Annotated in this window: 11 protein-coding genes; 3 read left to right on the top strand and 8 right to left on the bottom strand. The window is 63.6% G+C overall.

Features of this window, described 5'->3' with window-relative positions; translation table 11 throughout:
- Positions 1 to 55: 55 nt before the first annotated feature.
- The 5 genes from M4J39_RS10330 to M4J39_RS10350 are packed head-to-tail and all read right to left on the bottom strand — an operon-like array spanning position 56 to position 6,329.
- Entirely contained in the window at positions 56 to 3,019 is a 2,964-nt protein-coding gene (locus tag M4J39_RS10330) for a methyl-accepting chemotaxis protein (protein WP_251727760.1), read from the bottom strand.
- A 24-nt stretch (positions 3,020 to 3,043) separates the two neighbouring features.
- Positions 3,044 to 3,544, bottom strand: a complete 501-nt coding sequence (locus M4J39_RS10335; RefSeq protein ID WP_251727761.1) for a chemotaxis protein CheW — start codon at positions 3,542 to 3,544, stop codon at positions 3,044 to 3,046.
- Between the two features lie 18 nt (positions 3,545 to 3,562).
- On the bottom strand, positions 3,563 to 5,644 hold the full coding sequence (locus M4J39_RS10340; RefSeq protein ID WP_251727762.1) for a chemotaxis protein CheA: 2,082 nt from the start codon (positions 5,642 to 5,644) through the stop codon (positions 3,563 to 3,565).
- Positions 5,645 to 5,662: 18 nt separating this feature from the next.
- Positions 5,663 to 6,031, bottom strand: a complete 369-nt coding sequence (locus M4J39_RS10345; protein ID WP_251727763.1) for a response regulator — start codon at positions 6,029 to 6,031, stop codon at positions 5,663 to 5,665.
- Positions 6,006 to 6,329: an STAS domain-containing protein gene (locus M4J39_RS10350; RefSeq protein WP_251727764.1), complete on the bottom strand. Its 324-nt coding sequence runs from the start codon at positions 6,327 to 6,329 to the stop codon at positions 6,006 to 6,008. Before M4J39_RS10350 ends, M4J39_RS10345 begins: the two co-directional genes overlap by 26 nt.
- A 973-nt stretch (positions 6,330 to 7,302) precedes the next feature.
- Between M4J39_RS10350 and otsB the strand changes: the two genes are divergently transcribed.
- From otsB to cbiB, 3 genes are all read left to right on the top strand, one after another.
- Positions 7,303 to 8,031 (top strand): trehalose-phosphatase, encoded by a 729-nt coding sequence (gene otsB, locus M4J39_RS10355; RefSeq protein ID WP_251727765.1) that lies wholly within the window; start codon positions 7,303 to 7,305, stop codon positions 8,029 to 8,031.
- 28 nt (positions 8,032 to 8,059) lie between these two features.
- Positions 8,060 to 9,445 (top strand): alpha,alpha-trehalose-phosphate synthase (UDP-forming), encoded by a 1,386-nt coding sequence (gene otsA, locus M4J39_RS10360; RefSeq protein WP_251727983.1) that lies wholly within the window; start codon positions 8,060 to 8,062, stop codon positions 9,443 to 9,445.
- 490 nt (positions 9,446 to 9,935) lie between these two features.
- Positions 9,936 to 10,928, top strand: a complete 993-nt coding sequence (cbiB, locus tag M4J39_RS10365; RefSeq protein WP_251727766.1) for an adenosylcobinamide-phosphate synthase CbiB — start codon at positions 9,936 to 9,938, stop codon at positions 10,926 to 10,928.
- On the opposite strand, the gene M4J39_RS10370 is transcribed toward cbiB, so the two are convergent.
- The 3 genes from M4J39_RS10370 to polA are packed head-to-tail and all read right to left on the bottom strand — an operon-like array spanning position 10,909 to position 15,982.
- Positions 10,909 to 12,378 (bottom strand): cobyric acid synthase, encoded by a 1,470-nt coding sequence (locus tag M4J39_RS10370; RefSeq protein ID WP_251727767.1) that lies wholly within the window; start codon positions 12,376 to 12,378, stop codon positions 10,909 to 10,911. The two genes, cbiB and M4J39_RS10370, sit on opposite strands and share 20 nt — an antisense overlap.
- The gene (cobO, locus tag M4J39_RS10375; protein ID WP_251727768.1) at positions 12,378 to 12,983 is read right to left on the bottom strand and encodes a cob(I)yrinic acid a,c-diamide adenosyltransferase; all 606 of its coding nucleotides are present in this window, start codon (positions 12,981 to 12,983) and stop codon (positions 12,378 to 12,380) included. The genes M4J39_RS10370 and cobO overlap by 1 nt, the downstream gene beginning before the upstream one ends.
- Complete coding sequence (polA, locus tag M4J39_RS10380) at positions 12,983 to 15,982, bottom strand: DNA polymerase I (RefSeq protein WP_251727769.1); 3,000 nt, start codon at positions 15,980 to 15,982, stop codon at positions 12,983 to 12,985. Before polA ends, cobO begins: the two co-directional genes overlap by 1 nt.
- Between the last annotated feature and the right edge of the window lie 92 nt (positions 15,983 to 16,074).

Below are 16,074 nucleotides of genomic sequence, written 5' to 3' on the forward strand. Positions count from 1 at the left end.
ACTCCGGGGGAACTGAGCCGCGGCGCTGCCGCCGCGGCCCGATTTCTCGTCGCGCTCAGAATTCCTTCCAGTCCGCATCGCTCTCAAAGGCCGCGTGCAGCTCCGACTGCAAGCGCTGCGCGGTGCGTCCACCCGCTGCGGCCACCTTCTTGGGCTGGGCCGGGCGAGGCGGGGTCTTGACGGCCGTCCGCGATTCGCGCCGCTCTTCGATGGCAGCCCGAGCCGATCGGGCGGCCTCGGCCAGTCGGAAGGCCGACATGCGGCCGTGCATGGCCTCGGCCTGCTCCTGCAGCATGCGCGTCGCCGAGGCATTCTCCTCGACCAGTGCCGAGTTCTGCTGCGTCATCTCGTCCATCTGGGTGACGGCCTTGTTGATCTCTTCGACACCGGCCGACTGCTCGCGGCTCGCCGCCGCGATGTCGGAGACGATGTCCGCCACCTTCTTGATCGATCCGACGATCTCGTTCAGTGCGGTACCGGCGTCGTTGACCAGCTTGACGCCGTCCTTCACCTGAGCACCGCTCTCGACGATCAGCGCCTTGATATCCTTGGCGGCGCCGGAAGAACGCTGGGCGAGAGAGCGCACTTCCGAGGCAACCACCGCGAAGCCCTTGCCGGCGTCGCCCGCCCTTGCCGCCTCGACGGCCGCGTTGAGGGCCAGGAGATTGGTCTGGAAAGCGATCTCGTCGATTACCGAGATGATGTCGGATATCTTCTGCGACGAAGTCTCGATGCGGCTCATAGCCTCGACCGCCTTGCCGACAACCTCGCCGCCGTCGGTTGCCGTGCCCCGCGCCGAGGCCGCCAGATGGTTGGCCTGCTGGGCGTTGTCGGAGTTCTGCTTGACGGTGGCGGCCATCTCTTCCATCGAGGCGGCGGTTTCCTCGAGGTTCGAGGCCTGCTGCTCGGTCCGCTGCGAAAGGTCGGTGGTACCCGAGGAAATCTCCGCGACGGCGTTGGAGATGGTGGTCGCAGCCTCCATCATGTCGGCGACGACGGTCGACATGGTATCGAGCAGCGTGTTGATCCCCTCGCAGAGACTGGCGATCTCGCCGGTCTTGCCATCGAGCGGCACACGACGGGTAAGGTCATTGCCACGCGCCGCCTCGATCACTTCCTTGGACTCGCGGACTGCCGCCTGGAGCGCCTCGGCGGAACGCACCTGTTCGGTGACGTCGGTGGCATACTTGACCACCTTGAAGGGCTTGCCATTCAAGTCGAGGATCGGGTTGTAGGAAGCCTGGATCCAAATCTCCCGCCCGCCCTTGCCGACGCGCTTGTACTGGTTGGTGTCGTGTTCACCACGACCGAGCTTTTCCCAGAACATCCGGTAATCGACCGACGCGCGATAGGCTGGGTCGACGAAGATGGAGTGATGCTGTCCCTTGATCTCGGCCAGCGTGTAGCCGAGCGTGTTGAGGAAGTTCTCGTTGGCGTCGAGCACCTTGCCGTCAAGCGAGAACTCGATGATGCCTTGGGCCTTGGAAATGGCGGCGATCTGTCCTTCGAAGTCGGCGGACTGCAAGCGCTGGGCGGTCACGTCTGTCGCGATCTGGACGATCTTGAACGGCTTGCCGTCAAGGCCGAGGATCGGGTTGAACGACACTTCGAGCCAGACTTCCCGGCCGCCCTTGGCGATGCGCTTGTACTGGCCGGTGACATGCTCGCCGCGCTGCAATCCCTCCCACATCAGTTTGTATTCGGCGCTTTCGCGGGCAACGGCATCGGCGAACATCGCCGCTGGCTTGCCGCGGATCTCCTCGATCGTATAGCCGAAGATCCGACAGAAGATGTCGTTGGCGTCGATGACGGTACCGTCGAGCGACAATTCCAGCACCGACTGCGACAGACGAATGGCATCGGCCTGTCCCTTGTAGTTGGCGGTGAGTTCGGCAACCTGTTTGCCATTCTCGCGGAAAATCGACACGGCGCCGGCGATGGTGCCGATCTCGTCCTTGCGATCGGTCCCGTCGACTTCGAACTCGTAATCGCCATCGGTGATCCGACGCATGTAGGCGATCATGCGGCCCACGCCACGCGTGATCTGCAGGGAGAAGAAGATGCTGGCGGCGAGAGCAATCAGAACGGCTGCGAGAACCACCGCAAGCGTGGTGAACAGGCCGCTGCGAAGCCCGGCGGCGTGATCGTCAAGCATGGCGGTGAGCGTGCTCGCGCCGCCGTGCCAGAGAGCCTGGCTCGCCTGCGCCTGAGCCTTGGTGGCATCCATGAAGCCGGAGATGCTCACGCTTTGCGGCGTGACGGCCGTCTCGAAGGCGGTCGCGACCGCCTCCGCTTCGCTCACGAAGCGCGGAGCGATTTCGTCGAACGCGCTGATCTGCCCGCCAAGACTCTCGACGCGACCATCGGTGCTGTAGGACTTGGCAACCTGCAGCGCCGCGGCGGCTCCGTCGGATGCCTCCTTGAAAAGGGCGATTTGCGATTTCAGCAGGCCGAGATCGGCGACCGAGACGGACGAGGAGCGCGACATCTCGCGGATCTTGCCGGTGATCGCCACGCGGTACCACAACACGCGCGGAATGCGGCTCATCAACGCCTGGCCGAGATAGTTGTGATCGACCTCGGTGTCGACGGCGATGCCCGATCCATTGGAGATGGCCGCCATGAGATCGAGGCCCGTGTTGACCGACTGGGTCAATCGCGCGTCGAACGCCACGTGACTGCGCGGCCAGTCGTAACTCGCCAGAACGTTGGTGAAGGTCTTGGCGGCTTCCTCGATGCCAAACGCGGCGTCATTTGCGCTTCCAAGGCCCTGCAGGTCGGGAATGCTGGGTAGCACCGTGGCCGGAGTGGCTGCATCGTCCAATGCCGAGACGGCGAGCCCGCGGATCGACTCCCAGACGGCGATCGCATAGGTGACGCCGTTGGCTTCCTTTCTGGCGGCGGCCACGCCCTCCTCGCTCTTGCTGACGTAGAGCCAGCCGAGGATGATGATCGGCAGGCTCATCAGCGCGACGATCAGGCCGATCTTGGTGCGAAGTTTCAGCGAGGTGAGTGACATGATGTCAGTTCCTGGAAAGGCCGTTCAGGCGGCGATGGCGGCGTTGGCCGGACCATGATTGGCGAAGAGGTTCTCGAGGCTGAGGAGCACGACCATGCTGTCGCCGACGGGGATGATGCCGGCGAGGAAGGCGTTGTCGATCGGCTGGTCGACGTCGGGTACCGGCCGGATGTCTGCCGCGTTGACGGTCAGGATGTCCGACACGGCATCGACCAGCAGGCCGAGGAGGCGGCCGCCGATCGCCACGATGATGACGACGTGACTGCGGGTGGCCGTGGTGAGGCCCAGCCCGAAGCGGCAGCGAAGATCGAAGATCGGGACGATCGTGCCGCGAAGGTTGAGGACACCGAGCATGTAGTCTTGCTGGTTCGGCAGGACGGTCGTCTCGGTCCACCCCTTGATTTCGCGAACGGCCATGATGTCGATGGCGAACTCGTCGTCACCGACGCGGAAGGATATGAATTGTCGTGCTTGCGCCGCGGCGGCGTCCGGGCCGACGTTGGGAAGGTCTTGCGGTTCTGCCATGGAGAAGTCTCCGTGAGGTCAGGCGTTTGCTGCGACCGGCAGCCGTGTCGCTTCGGCGATACGGGTAGACCGATCGTATAGGCGGGTGAGTTCTTCGATATCGACGATGAGGGCGACGCGCCCGTTGCCGAGAATGGTGGCGCCGGAAATGCCCGAAACCGGGTCGTAGTTGTCTTGCAACGACTTGATCACCACCTGCTGCTGGCCGATCAGCTCGTCGACGACCACGCCGAGTTTGCTGCCGTTGGCAAGCTCGATCAGCACGACGAGGCCCTGACACGGATCGGAAACGGCCTCGCTGACACCGAACACGCGAGCAAGATGGATCAGACGGACGAACTCGCCGCGAATGGAGACGACCTCGCCACCGCCGGGAACGACGCGGATCTGACCGCGTCCGGGACGGAAGGATTCGACGATCGAGGTGAGCGGCAGGATGTACTTCTCCCAGCCGACGGCCACGACCATGCCGTCGAGGACGGCGAGGGTCAGTGGGATCACCAGCGTAAAGCGGGTGCCCTTGCCGGGCGTCGACACCACCTGCACGCGACCGCCGAGCGCCTGGACATTGCGACGAACGACATCCATGCCGACGCCACGGCCCGACACGTCGGTGACGGCCGCGGCCGTCGAGAAGCCCGGCGAAAAGATCAGCTCGTCGATTTCCTCGGCTGAAAGCTTGGCGCTCGCCGGTACGATGCCTTTGTCGATCGCCTTGGCAAGCAGTCGATCCCGGTCGAGGCCCGCTCCATCGTCCTCGACGTGGATCAGGATGTTCGAACCTGCATGTTGGGCCGACAGGCGAATGACCCCTCCGGCAGGCTTGCCGGCGGCAAGGCGCGTGTCGGCGTCCTCGATGCCGTGGTCGACGGCGTTGCGGATCATGTGGGTGAGCGGATCGGCCAGTTCCTCAATGACCGTCTTGTCGACTTCGGTCTGCTCGCCGGACATTTCGAGCCGTACGTCCTTGCCCGTCTTGTGTCCCACATCGCGAACGAGGCGCGGCATGCGCGAGAACACCGATTTGACGGGTTGCATGCGGATCGCCATCACGCATTCCTGCAGCTCTCGCGTCAGTCCGGCCAGGTGTTCGAAGCCCTGAAGAGCGCCTGGATCGTCCTGCTTGCGGGTCTCGATGAACTGCTGGGCCAGCATCGCCTGGGCAATGACCAGCTCGCCCACCATGTTGACAAGGCGATCGACGCGATAGAGATCGACGCGGATCGACGAGATTGAACCGGTCTTGCCGGCAGTCTTGGCGTCGGCGGGCTTGGTTTCGTACGACTTGCTTTCGGAGGGCGAGTTCGTGGCCTCCGCTTCGGCGGCCGGAGGCGGAGCGACGACCTCCGGCTCGGCCTGAGCGTCGGCGATTTCCTCGATGATCAGTTCACACTCGTCGTCGACGAACTCGAATACCTCGGCGATGGCGGCCGGCGAACAGTCGGCGCGAAGCGTCATCGTCCAGCCGAGATAGGCGTCATCGACGTTGAAGGCCTCGAAGGCCGGCAGGCGCGCGAGATCGCAGTCGATCGTCAACGTGCCGAGCGCCTTCAGCTCGCGGATCAGATAGAGCGGTTCGTTGGCGTGTCGGAACAGCTCGGCATTGGGCCGGAAGACGATACGGTAGCTTCTGTCCACCGGCGGCGCTTCAGGGGCGCTGGCGGTCGGCCGTATGGGGACGGTCGTCTGTGTCTCGCCCTCAAGCAATGCACTGAGTTCCTCGGCGACATCGGCGCCGAAATCGTCGGCCGGGGTTTCGCCCTGGCGCGCGAGATCGACCAGGGCGGAAAAGACGTCGGCGGCGGCGACAAGGGCGGCGAGGGTGCGTTCGTCGAGCTCGGCCTTGCCGTCGCGCAGCCGATCGAGCAAGGCCTCGAAACGGTGCGCGAAGCCAACCAGTACGGTGTAGCCGAAGGCGCCTGCGCCGGCCTTTACCGAATGAACGGCACGGAAAATGGCGTTAAGCCCCTCGACGTCGCTGGAATAGGCAGCGAGCGCCCCGAGGCGTTCCTCAAGGTCGGCAAGCAGTTCCGTGCATTCCTCGAAGAATGTCCTGCGGAACTGGGCGAGTTCGTCGGAGCCGAAGCTGGGAGTTGACATGGCGGCCGTCCGGGAGGGTCAGGCTGGGCAAACCTTGTTGACGACGGAAAGCAGCTTATCCGGCGCGAAGGGTTTGACGATCCAGCCGGTCGCCCCGGCTGCCTTGCCGCTGGCCTTCCTGTCGTCGCCGGATTCCGTCGTGAGGATCAGAATCGGCGTCGATGCGTGGTTGCCACCGGCGCGCACACGCTTGACCAGCGTCACGCCGTCCATGTTGGGCATGTTGATGTCGGTGATGATCAGGTCGACGCGGGTGTTGGCGAGAACACCAAGGGCCTTCACCCCGTCCTCCGCTTCCAAGACCTCGAAGCCGGCTCCCTTCAGTGTGTAGGAGACCATGTCGCGCATGGTCCTGGAGTCGTCAACCGTAAGTATCTTTCTCGGCATTTAAGGGGCTCCGGGCATCGAGTTCGGCAGCAAGGCCGAGGTCGGCATAGGCTTCGCGAAAGGTTGGCGTGGTATTCACGATCGCGAGCCGGCCGCCGTTCATCTCGAGCGCGCGGGCGGTTGCAACAAGAAGCTGGACAGCCTGAGTCCCGAGGCGTTCGACAGCCGCGGCATTCAGGGTCAGGTAGATGGTCTCGGAAACCAGAGGTTCGATCTGCGCATGAAGGTCGCGGACCGCCGAGGCGTCGAGCACCGCGGCCAGGTCGTAAGAAATCTTGCGTGGTTCGAGCGACGGCAACTTAGACTCTCTACAATCTGCAGGCGTTGTTGGACACACCCGTCCGTGGGCCTGACGTATGGCAGTACACGCATGGATAGGTTACCGAAAACTGAAGTGAAATTTCCGCTTCATCGCCAATTCGACTGGGCCGGTCATTAAGGATACCGATTTCTATGAGTCTTCCTTGTCATTTGTTGAATCAAGGATTTCCGCTGCGCTGGGCTTGGGAAGTAGAGAGGCTAACCTATAAATGGCCGGCGGTTCAGTCAGTGGACGAAATAGAGTCTTGAAATGAATCGATGTTTCCGATCGTCTCGTCTGGACGGCGATCAGGCGCAGAGACTCGCTTGCCGATATTGTCGCCTTGAAAGCAACCACAGGTAGAAAATCATACATAAGTATTTGACCGGATCCTCAACCAGAGGGGCCAGGACTCTTCCGGAGGAGCGAGGAGGGCGAATCACGTGCCTGTTTGTGACCCCCAACCGCAGCTTTAGCGCCAAAGTGCCCGCCGATAGTTTCAGTCATGGGCGGACGCGCCGGGCAGCACGAAGACGATTGCAAAGGGATGCACACGCCGGGTCAGGACGCTCTCGTTCGGTCAGTACTCCACCAGGCACGCTTCGGCATGTCAGGCAAGCAACGCTTGACCACGGGGAGGCGGCGCACCATTTCCTCATCAGGATTCGCGGACTTCGCAGTTCTATTGGATGCGATCTCTCAGTAACGGTCGCCGTGCCATCGATGCGTGCGTGGATGGCGGCGCCAATAAAGGGCCAGCATTGAGGCACGTGCTTCGGTCAGGGTTGTCTATTGTTTTAATAGTACAGGCTTGGAGGTTCTAGTAGTTCAATCTGAAAGGTCGGTTATTCCTAAAAGCGCCCGTGCATAACTATGACTATTTCGAAATGGGAAGATATATATGGCGACGGATGAACATGGACTAGAGCGATCTCTTGCCGAAGCCACTCACGTTGCACCGGCGCCAACCATGAATGAGTTTCTGGCGCACACCCGGGACTGGGCAGTTTTCTTTGATGTAGACGGAACGCTTATCGATATTGCAGCCACTCCTGACGGTGTGGTGGTCCCAAACCTTCTACTCGACGACCTTCTGAAGCTTGAACGGATCGTCGGCGGCGCACTGGCACTCATCACCGGGCGCGGCATCGATTTCGTTGACCGGTTGTTCGCTCCTCACCGCTTCGCCATTGCCGGCCTGCATGGCGCCGAATGGAGAGAGCGCGACGGTCATACAATGCGGCCGCCGGCAGATCCTCAGTTTTCCAAGGTCAAGGCCATGCTTCAGCATTGGGCCTCACCGCTCCCTGGCGTTGGCTTCGAGGATAAGGGCGCGGCCGTCGCTCTCCATTATCGGCAGTCACCCGCGGCGGCCGACACAGTCGCAACATTGATGGACCGGGCTCAGGCAATGGCAGGGTCGGCATATGGCCTGCAAACCGGCAAGATGGTGATCGAACTGAGGCCACGGGCCGATAAGGGAGAAGCAGTCGCCCGCTTTATGCAAAGGCAGCCATTCAAGGGAAGATGCCCCATCGTTTTCGGAGACGACGTAACGGACGAATCGATGTTCGAAGCGGTCAACGATCTGGGCGGTCTCTCGGTCAGAATTGGAAATGAGGCGTGCCAGACGAAGGCGACGACCAGGTTGAACTCCCCCGAGCATGTGAGGGAACTGATCAAGGCGGCGACCGTTTGACCTACTCTTGCAGATGAAAGATCAAATGATGAACCGTCTCGTTATCGTTTCCAATCGCGTCCCACTGCCCGACGAGGATGGCAATCCTCCAGCCGGCGGCCTTGCCGTCGCCTTGCACGCCGCTCTCCGGAAACGGGGCGGGGGGCTTTGGATGGGATGGTCGGGCAAGGTGCAGACCGAGGCGGGCACCGAACAGCTCGAAGAAATGGAGATCGAGGGCATAACCTATGCGCTTACCGATCTCAGCGAGACCGATTACAACGAGTATTATGCAGGTTTCGCCAACCGTGTGCTCTGGCCGATTTTTCACAGCCGACTTGACCTTGCAGAATACGCCCGCAAGGAAATGAGCGGCTATTTTCGGGTCAACCGGCTCTTTGCCGATCTTCTGGCGCCGCGGCTTCAGGAGGACGACGTCGTCTGGATCCACGACTACCACCTCATTCCCCTGGCAGAGGAGCTGCGACAGCGCGGTGTTACCTGTCGGATCGGCTTCTTCCTGCACATTCCCTGGCCGCCGTCCGACATTCTGATCGCCATGCCGGTGTATGAGCGGGTGCTGAAAGCGTTGTGCGCCTACGATGTGCTCGGCTTCCAGACTGATCTTGACCTGGCAAATTTCAGCGAGTGCCTCCGTCGCGAGAACGTTGGCGGCCCGGTCGGCGAGCGTACGTTTCGCGCCTATGATCGGACGTTCGAGGCCGGCGCCTTCCCGATCAGCATTGAGACCGCCGATTTTGCCCGTCTCGCCGAGGCGGCCGATAGCGGCGACGAACTGGTTGAGAGCACGAAGAACAGTCTCACCGGCAAGCAGCTGATCATCGGCGCCGATCGCCTCGACTATTCCAAGGGCATTACCCACCGCATCGAAGCTTACGAACGGTTGCTCATCGAGCATCCTGAGCGTCGTGGCAACATCAGCTTCCTGCAGGTGACGCCGAAGTCGCGCTCGGATGTGCCTGAATATGCCGCCATGCAGAAGCAGTTGGCCGAACTGATCGGACGGGTAAACGGCGCGCTGGGCTCTGCCGATTGGGTGCCGACGCGCTACATCAACCAGTCGCTCGGTCGCTCGGTGTTGGCCGGCCTCTATCGCCTGGCCGACGTCGGTCTGGTGACGCCGCTCAAGGACGGGATGAATCTGGTCGCGAAGGAATATGTGGCCGCGCAGGATCCGGAAGATCCGGGCGTCCTCGTGCTGTCACGCTTCGCGGGGGCGGCGCGGGAACTCAAAGGGGCGCTGCTGATCAACCCCTATGACAGCGAGATGACCGCGCGCACCATCGAACGAGCGCTGTCCATGCCGCTCGACGAGCGGCGAGAGCGCTGGCGGGGAATGATGGATCATCTCCTTACTCACGACGTCAACCATTGGTGCGAAGATTTCCTGGCAGCGCTGAACGCTCCAAGATAACGGAGCCTGATGGGTAGCCGGTTGCGCGGTTTGGCGCTTCGAGCAGCTCCAGCAAAAGCGGGAACCGGTTTCTGCGTCCGGAGTCGCGTGAAAACAAAGAAATAGAGCACGTTGGCATGCGGCCTCGGTCATATCCGAGGCCGCGATTGCACCCAGTTTTCCCGCCTCTGACGATTGCCACAGAGACCGTATTACAGGACGCAATCTCAGGGTCGAACCGCCCGGTCCGAACCGCCGCACTCCTCGCCGGAAAGCAAATCCAGGGGATTATGCGATTTCGCGTTAGCGCTTGCATGGGAACGGGAGATAGCGAAGTCCAGAGCACCCGTCGATCAGGTTGAATCGACCTGATCGGCGGGTGCTCCAGCAAATGAATCTGGAGCATTCGCTGGACGACCAAATGTTTCAATTTGGTCGGCGAATGCTCTAGGGTGAACCCGCTGACTCCGAATTGCTCTCGAACGGCCATTGCTCCGGGCACAACGCTGATATGGCGCCTATAGAATTCCTCGTCATCGCTCTTCTGGCCCTCGGCTTCGAAGCCGTGATTGGCTATCCCGATCTCCTCTTCCGGCAGATCGGCCATCCGGTGACCTGGATGGGCGCGCTGATCGGCTTTCTCGACCGCACGCTCAATCGCGAGGATCTTGATGACGACCGGCGGCGGTTAAACGGCGTCTTGACCGCCGTGATCAACGTCGTCGCGAGCGCTCTTGTTGCCGCGGCGATCGGCTCGCTGGCCGGACTTGCCGGCCCCATCGCCGGCCCATGCATAGCCGCCGTCGTCGGCTCGACGCTGCTGGCCGCCCGAAGCCTGCACGTTCACGTTGCCGCTGTCGCCGATGCCCTGCGCCAAGGCGGCCTTGAGGCAGGGCGTCTTGCCGTTGGCCGGATCGTCGGACGCAATCCGGCCCATCTCGACGCCGCCGGCGTCTGTCGTGCCGCCATCGAAAGCCTTGCCGAAAGCTTCTCGGACGGGGTGACGGCGCCTCTGTTCTGGATGGCGGTTCTGGGACTGCCGGGAGCGGCCGCCTACAAGGCCATCAATACGGCCGACTCGATGATCGGTCACAAGACGCCGCGCCATCTCGCTTTCGGCTGGGCATCGGCCAGGCTCGACGATCTCGTCAACCTGCCTGCATCCCGTATCACCGCCTGGGCGATCGTGGCGGCGGCGCTCGCCGACGACGGCGCCTCGGCGGCTGCGGCCGTTCGCGCGATCGATCGTGACGCCCGCCGACACAAGTCGCCGAACGCCGGCTGGCCCGAGGCGGCGATGGCGGGCGCTCTCGGCCTGCGACTCAACGGTCCCAAGGTCTACGGCGAGGCGCGGGTCGAGGATGCCTGGATGGGCGACGGCCGCGCCGAGGTCAATGCCTACGACATCGACCGCGCGCTGAGGCTCTATCGGCGGGCTCTGTTGCTGATCTTCGCCCTGCTGGCGCTGGTCTGGCTTGGCCTCGTCATTCTGGCCTACGGCTGAGGTCGAGAAGACCGTCAGCATCGAGATGGGCGGCGAGATGGTCGGCGAGACCGTCGAGAACCCGATCGACTTCCGCTTCATAGGCAAGCGCCGACGGGTTGGCCCCGATCCAGCGGAGCAACCGCTCCCGTTGTCGATCGCCGGCGAACAGGCCGTGACAATAGCTTCCGGCCACATTGCCGTCCTCTGAGGTCGCACCCTCGTCACCACCATCCGAAAGGCGGGCGAACGGTCTGGAGCGATCCGGGCCGACGGTTGCGCCGACATGCATTTCATAGCCCGAAAAAGGCGTGCCGTCGGGCATCGATGTGCCGCTCACCGGTCGAAGGCGCTTGTCGCCGGTCATCGTGGTCTCGACATCCAGCAGGCCTAGGCCGTCGATGGCTTCGACGTCGCTCTCGATCCGCTCGGGGTCAAGCAGTCTCCGCCCGAGCATCTGGTAGCCGCCGCAGAGACCGAGCACCTTGCCCCCTCGCCGGGCGTGGGCGCGAATGTCGATATCCCAGCCTTCCGCCTTGAGTTCGAGAAGGTCGGAGATGGTTGCCTTGGAGCCGGGCAGAAGCACGAGATCGGCGCTCGGCAGGGAGCGGCCGGCTTCGGCGAGGATCACCTCGACGCCGGGCTCATGACGAAGCGGATCGAGGTCGTCGAAGTTGGCGATACGCGGCAGCACCGGCACGACAATGCGTTTGCGATCTCCGTCGCGGCCGGCCTCGTGACGGCTTTTGAGCCCCAAGGCATCTTCGGCTGGTAAGCGGTTGGCTTTCGGAAAATAGGGAACCACGCCGAAGGAGCGCCATCCCGTATGCCGGGTGATCAGCGTCAGTCCGGCATCGAACAGCGAGACGTCACCGCGAAAGCGATTGATCAGATAGCCGGCAACCAGCGCCGCGTCGTCTTCCGCCATCACTGCCTTGGTGCCGACAAGGCTGGCGATCACGCCGCCTCTGTCGATGTCGCCAATCAGCACGACGGGCGTATCGGTCGCCCGCGCAAAGCCCATGTTGGCGATGTCGCCGGCCCTGAGGTTGACTTCCGCCGGTGATCCGGCCCCCTCGACCAGCACGAGATCGGCGTCCGCTGACAAGCGCGCGAAGCTGTCGAGAACGGCCGGCATCAGGTCGGGCTTCATCGCCTGATAGTCACGCGCTCGGGCGTTGCCGACGACGCGCCCCTGCACCACCACCTGCGAGCCGATCTCCGACTGCGGTTTCAGCAGCACCGGGTTCATGTGGACCGATGGCATGACGCCGGCGGCGCGGGCTTGCAGCGCCTGCGCCCGGCCGATCTCGCCACCGTCGGCTGTCACAGCGGCGTTGTTCGACATGTTCTGCGGCTTGAAAGGCCGCACCCGGAGGCCTCGACGGGCATAGAGCCGGCAGAGGCCGGCGACGATCAGCGACTTGCCGACGTCCGAGCCCGTGCCCTGAAACATCAGCCGGCTGACCATCAGTATTCGATCCCCGGCTGCGCCTTAACGCCAGCCGCGAAATGATGCTTGGTCGCGACCATCTCTGTCACGCAATCGGCCGCCTCGATCAGCTCGGCCTTGGCGTTGCGCCCGGTGACGACGACGGTGAGGTCGGCCCGCCTTGCCTTGAGCCGGTCGACCACTTCAAGGAGGGGCAGATGCTCGTAGCGGAGCGCGATGTTGAGCTCGTCGAGAATGAGCAGGCGAACGGCGGGATCGTCCATCAGCGCCGTCGCCTTTGCCCAGGCGGCTTGCGCGGCGGCGACGTCGCGCGCCCTGTCCTGCGTTTCCCAGGTGAACCCTTCGCCCAGCGTGTGCCAGGAAACGCCCGGAAAGCCCTCCAATATGCGCCGCTCGCCGCTTTCCCAGCCGCCCTTGCCGAACTGCACCACGCCCACCTTCCAGCAATGCCCAAGGGCGCGGACGACAAGCCCGAAGGCCGCGGTCGACTTGCCCTTGCCGGGACCAGTGTTGACGATCAGCAGTCCCTTTTCGGTGATGGTCTTCGAGGCCACCTCCGCATCCTGCACCGCCTTGCGCTTCGCCATCTTCAGCCGGTGGCGTTCGGCATCTGCGTCGCTCATCAATGCGCCTCGTCCCAGTTCTGGGCGGCGCGGGCGTCGACGACCAGCGGGACGTCGAGCTTCACGGCCGGCTCGGCGGCGCCTTCCATCACGGCGCGCACCACGGGGATGGTCGCGTCGACCTCTTCGTCCGGCACCTCGAAAATCAGTTCGTCGTGCACCTGCAACAGCATCAGCGCCGACAGCCTTGCCTCGGCCAGAGCCGCTTCCATGCGCGCCATAGCCCGGCGAATGATGTCGGCGGCCGAACCCTGGATCGGGGCGTTGATGGCCGCGCGCTCCATGAAGGCACGCATCGACGGGTTGGGCGAGCTGATCTCCGGGTAGTGCGCCTTGCGGCCGAAGATGGTGGTGACGTAACCGTTTTCGCGCGCCTGCCGCTTGGTCGCCTCCATGTAGTCGCGGATGCCGGGGAAGCGCTGGAAGTAGCGCTTGATGTAGTCGCCCGCTTCCTCACGCCGAATGGAGAGCTGGTTGGCGAGGCCGAAGGCCGAGATGCCGTAGATGATGCCGAAGTTGATCGCCTTGGCCCGGCGACGGATCATCGGATCCATCCCCTCGACCGGCACGCCGAACATTTCCGAGGCCGTCATGGCGTGAATGTCGATACCCTCGGAAAAGGCGTTCTTCAGCGCGGGAATGTCGGCGACGTGGGCTAGGACACGGAGCTCGATCTGGCTGTAGTCGGCCGACACCAGCTTGCGGCCGGCCGGGGCGACGAAGGCGCGGCGGATCTTGCGGCCTTCCTCGGTTCGTACCGGAATGTTCTGGAGGTTGGGTTCGGACGAAGCGAGACGGCCGGTCGTTGTGGAGGCCAGCGAATAGCTGGTGTGGACGCGTTTGGTCTCCGGATGGATGTAGCCGGGCAAAGCGTCCGTGTATGTCGATTTCAGCTTCGAGAGCTGTCGCCAGTCGAGGATGCGGCGCGGCAGCTCATGGCCTTCGGCGGCGAGGTCTTCCAGCACGTCGGCGCCGGTCGCCCAGGCGCCGGTCTTGGTCTTCTTGGCGGCGGCAAGACCCAGCTTGCCGAACAGGATGTCGCCGATCTGCTTGGGCGAACCGATGTTGAAGGTCTCGCCGGCGACCTCGAAGATGCCGGCTTCCATGGCAGCCATCGACTGCGCGAAGTCGCCGGAGAGGCGCGACAGGATCTGCCTGTCGACGGACACGCCGCGCATCTCCATGCGGGCGATGACGTCGATGAGCGGCCGTTCGGCCGTCTCGTAAAGGGCGGTCATGCCTTCGGCGGCAAGGCGAGGTTTCAGCACGTGCCACAGGCGCAACGTGATGTCGGCGTCCTCTGCCGCGTACTGGGTGGCACGGTCCAGCGGCACGCGGTCGAAGGTGATCATCGACTTGCCCGATCCGCAGACGTCCTTGAAGGCGATCGGCTTGTGCCCGAGCAGCACTTCCGACAGCTCGTCCATGCCATGCCCCATGCGGCCGGCATCGAGCGCATAGGAGATCAGCATGGTGTCGTCGCACGGCGCTACGGTGATGCCGAGGCGCTTGAGGACGACCCAGTCATACTTGGCATTCTGCCCGATCTTCAGGACCGACGGATCTTCGAGAAGCGGCTTCACGACCCTCACGAAGTCGCGAATGGCGATCTGACCGGGGATCAAGCCGCCGCCCAGCAGGTCGCCGGCCCCCGAGACGTGGGCGAAGGGGATGTAGCAGGCCCGGCCCGGCGTGACGGCCAGCGATGCGCCGACGATTTCCGCCCGCATGGGGTCGAGACCGGAGGTCTCGGTGTCGAAGGCGACGCGGCCGGCCTCGTAGGCGTCCGCCACCCAGGCTTCCAGGCGGGCAACGTCGGTGACCGTCTCGTAGGCCGAGTAGTCCACCGGGACCGCCTGCATCCGGGCAAGCGCCTCGGCGGCGCGGCCGGCCGGAGTGAACTCTCTCGAAACAGGGGCGCCCGTCTCGCTCGCCGTCTCGGTCGAGATGAGCGAGGGGCGCGCATCCTCGGACGCGACCGCTTCTTCTCCCGCCTCGGACGAAGCCTCGCCGTCCGGCGGCCAGTGCGTCACCGGCACGACGGCAGGCTCCACCTTCGACGGCTCGACACCGGTCGCCTCCGACACGCGGCGAATGATGGTCGAGAACTCCATCGCCTTGGCATAGGCGATCAGTCGCTCGCCGATGATCGGCCGGACGCCGAGCGTGTCGATCGGCTGCTCAAGCGGCACGTCGCATTTCAGTGTCACCAAGCGGTGCGAGATGCGCGCCTGTTCGGCGAAGGCGATCAGGTTCTCGCGCCGCTTCTGCTGCTTGATGCCTGTCGCGGCGGCCAACAGAGCTTCCAGGTCGCCATACTCGAGAATGAGCTGCGCCGCCGTCTTGAGGCCGATGCCGGGCACGCCGGGCACATTGTCGACCGAGTCGCCGGCGAGCGACTGCACCTCGATCACCTTTTCCGGCGGCACGCCGAACTTCTCGATCACCTCGGGCACGCCGATCCGGCGATCTTTCATCGTATCGAGCAGTACGACGCGCTCGCCCACGAGCTGCATCAGGTCCTTGTCCGAGGAGACGATGGTGACATCGGCGCCCACTGCGGTTGCTTCGGCCGCGTAGGTGGCGATCAGATCGTCCGCTTCATAACCGAGCTGTTCGACGCAGGGCACGTTGAAGGCGCGGACGGCTTCCCGGATCAGGCCGAACTGCGGCCGGAGGTCGGCGGGGGGCTCGGGACGCTGCGCCTTGTAGAGAGGATAGATCTCGTTGCGGAAGGTTACCGAGGAGGCGTCGAAGATCACCGCGAGATGCGTCGGCCTGACGCCGACGGCGGTTTGCTCGGTTTCCTTGAGGAGCCGCCACAGCATGTTGCAGAAGCCGGAGACGGCGCCGACCGGCACGCCGTCCGATTTGCGCGTGAGCGGGGGCAGCGCATGATAGGCGCGGAAGATGTAGCCCGATCCGTCGATCAGGAACACATGGTCACCGGCCCGGACCGGACGCGAGGTGGGGCTCGAAGGGGATTCTGCATTCGACATGGTCGGACTATGCCCGCCCGCCGGCCGGAAGTGAAGACGCGCCTTCATCGCCCGTCGTCACTGCTGACGCTTTCCGGTCGATGTCCACCAGA

Source organism: Pleomorphomonas sp. NRK KF1 (assembly GCF_023721755.1).
Taxonomy (GTDB): Bacteria; Pseudomonadota; Alphaproteobacteria; order Rhizobiales; family Pleomorphomonadaceae; genus Pleomorphomonas.

Coding starts and splice junctions, on each gene's coding strand:
- M4J39_RS10330 (WP_251727760.1), bottom strand. CDS start 3,019: ATGTCACTCACCTCGCTGAAACTTCGCACCAAGATCGGCCTGATCGTC.
- M4J39_RS10335 (WP_251727761.1), bottom strand. CDS start 3,544: ATGGCAGAACCGCAAGACCTTCCCAACGTCGGCCCGGACGCCGCCGCG.
- otsA (WP_251727983.1), top strand. CDS start 8,060: ATGAACCGTCTCGTTATCGTTTCCAATCGCGTCCCACTGCCCGACGAG.
- polA (WP_251727769.1), bottom strand. CDS start 15,982: ATGTCGAATGCAGAATCCCCTTCGAGCCCCACCTCGCGTCCGGTCCGG.
- M4J39_RS10340 (WP_251727762.1), bottom strand. CDS start 5,644: ATGTCAACTCCCAGCTTCGGCTCCGACGAACTCGCCCAGTTCCGCAGG.
- cbiB (WP_251727766.1), top strand. CDS start 9,936: ATGGCGCCTATAGAATTCCTCGTCATCGCTCTTCTGGCCCTCGGCTTC.
- cobO (WP_251727768.1), bottom strand. CDS start 12,983: ATGAGCGACGCAGATGCCGAACGCCACCGGCTGAAGATGGCGAAGCGC.
- M4J39_RS10370 (WP_251727767.1), bottom strand. CDS start 12,378: ATGGTCAGCCGGCTGATGTTTCAGGGCACGGGCTCGGACGTCGGCAAG.
- otsB (WP_251727765.1), top strand. CDS start 7,303: ATGAATGAGTTTCTGGCGCACACCCGGGACTGGGCAGTTTTCTTTGAT.
- M4J39_RS10345 (WP_251727763.1), bottom strand. CDS start 6,031: ATGCCGAGAAAGATACTTACGGTTGACGACTCCAGGACCATGCGCGAC.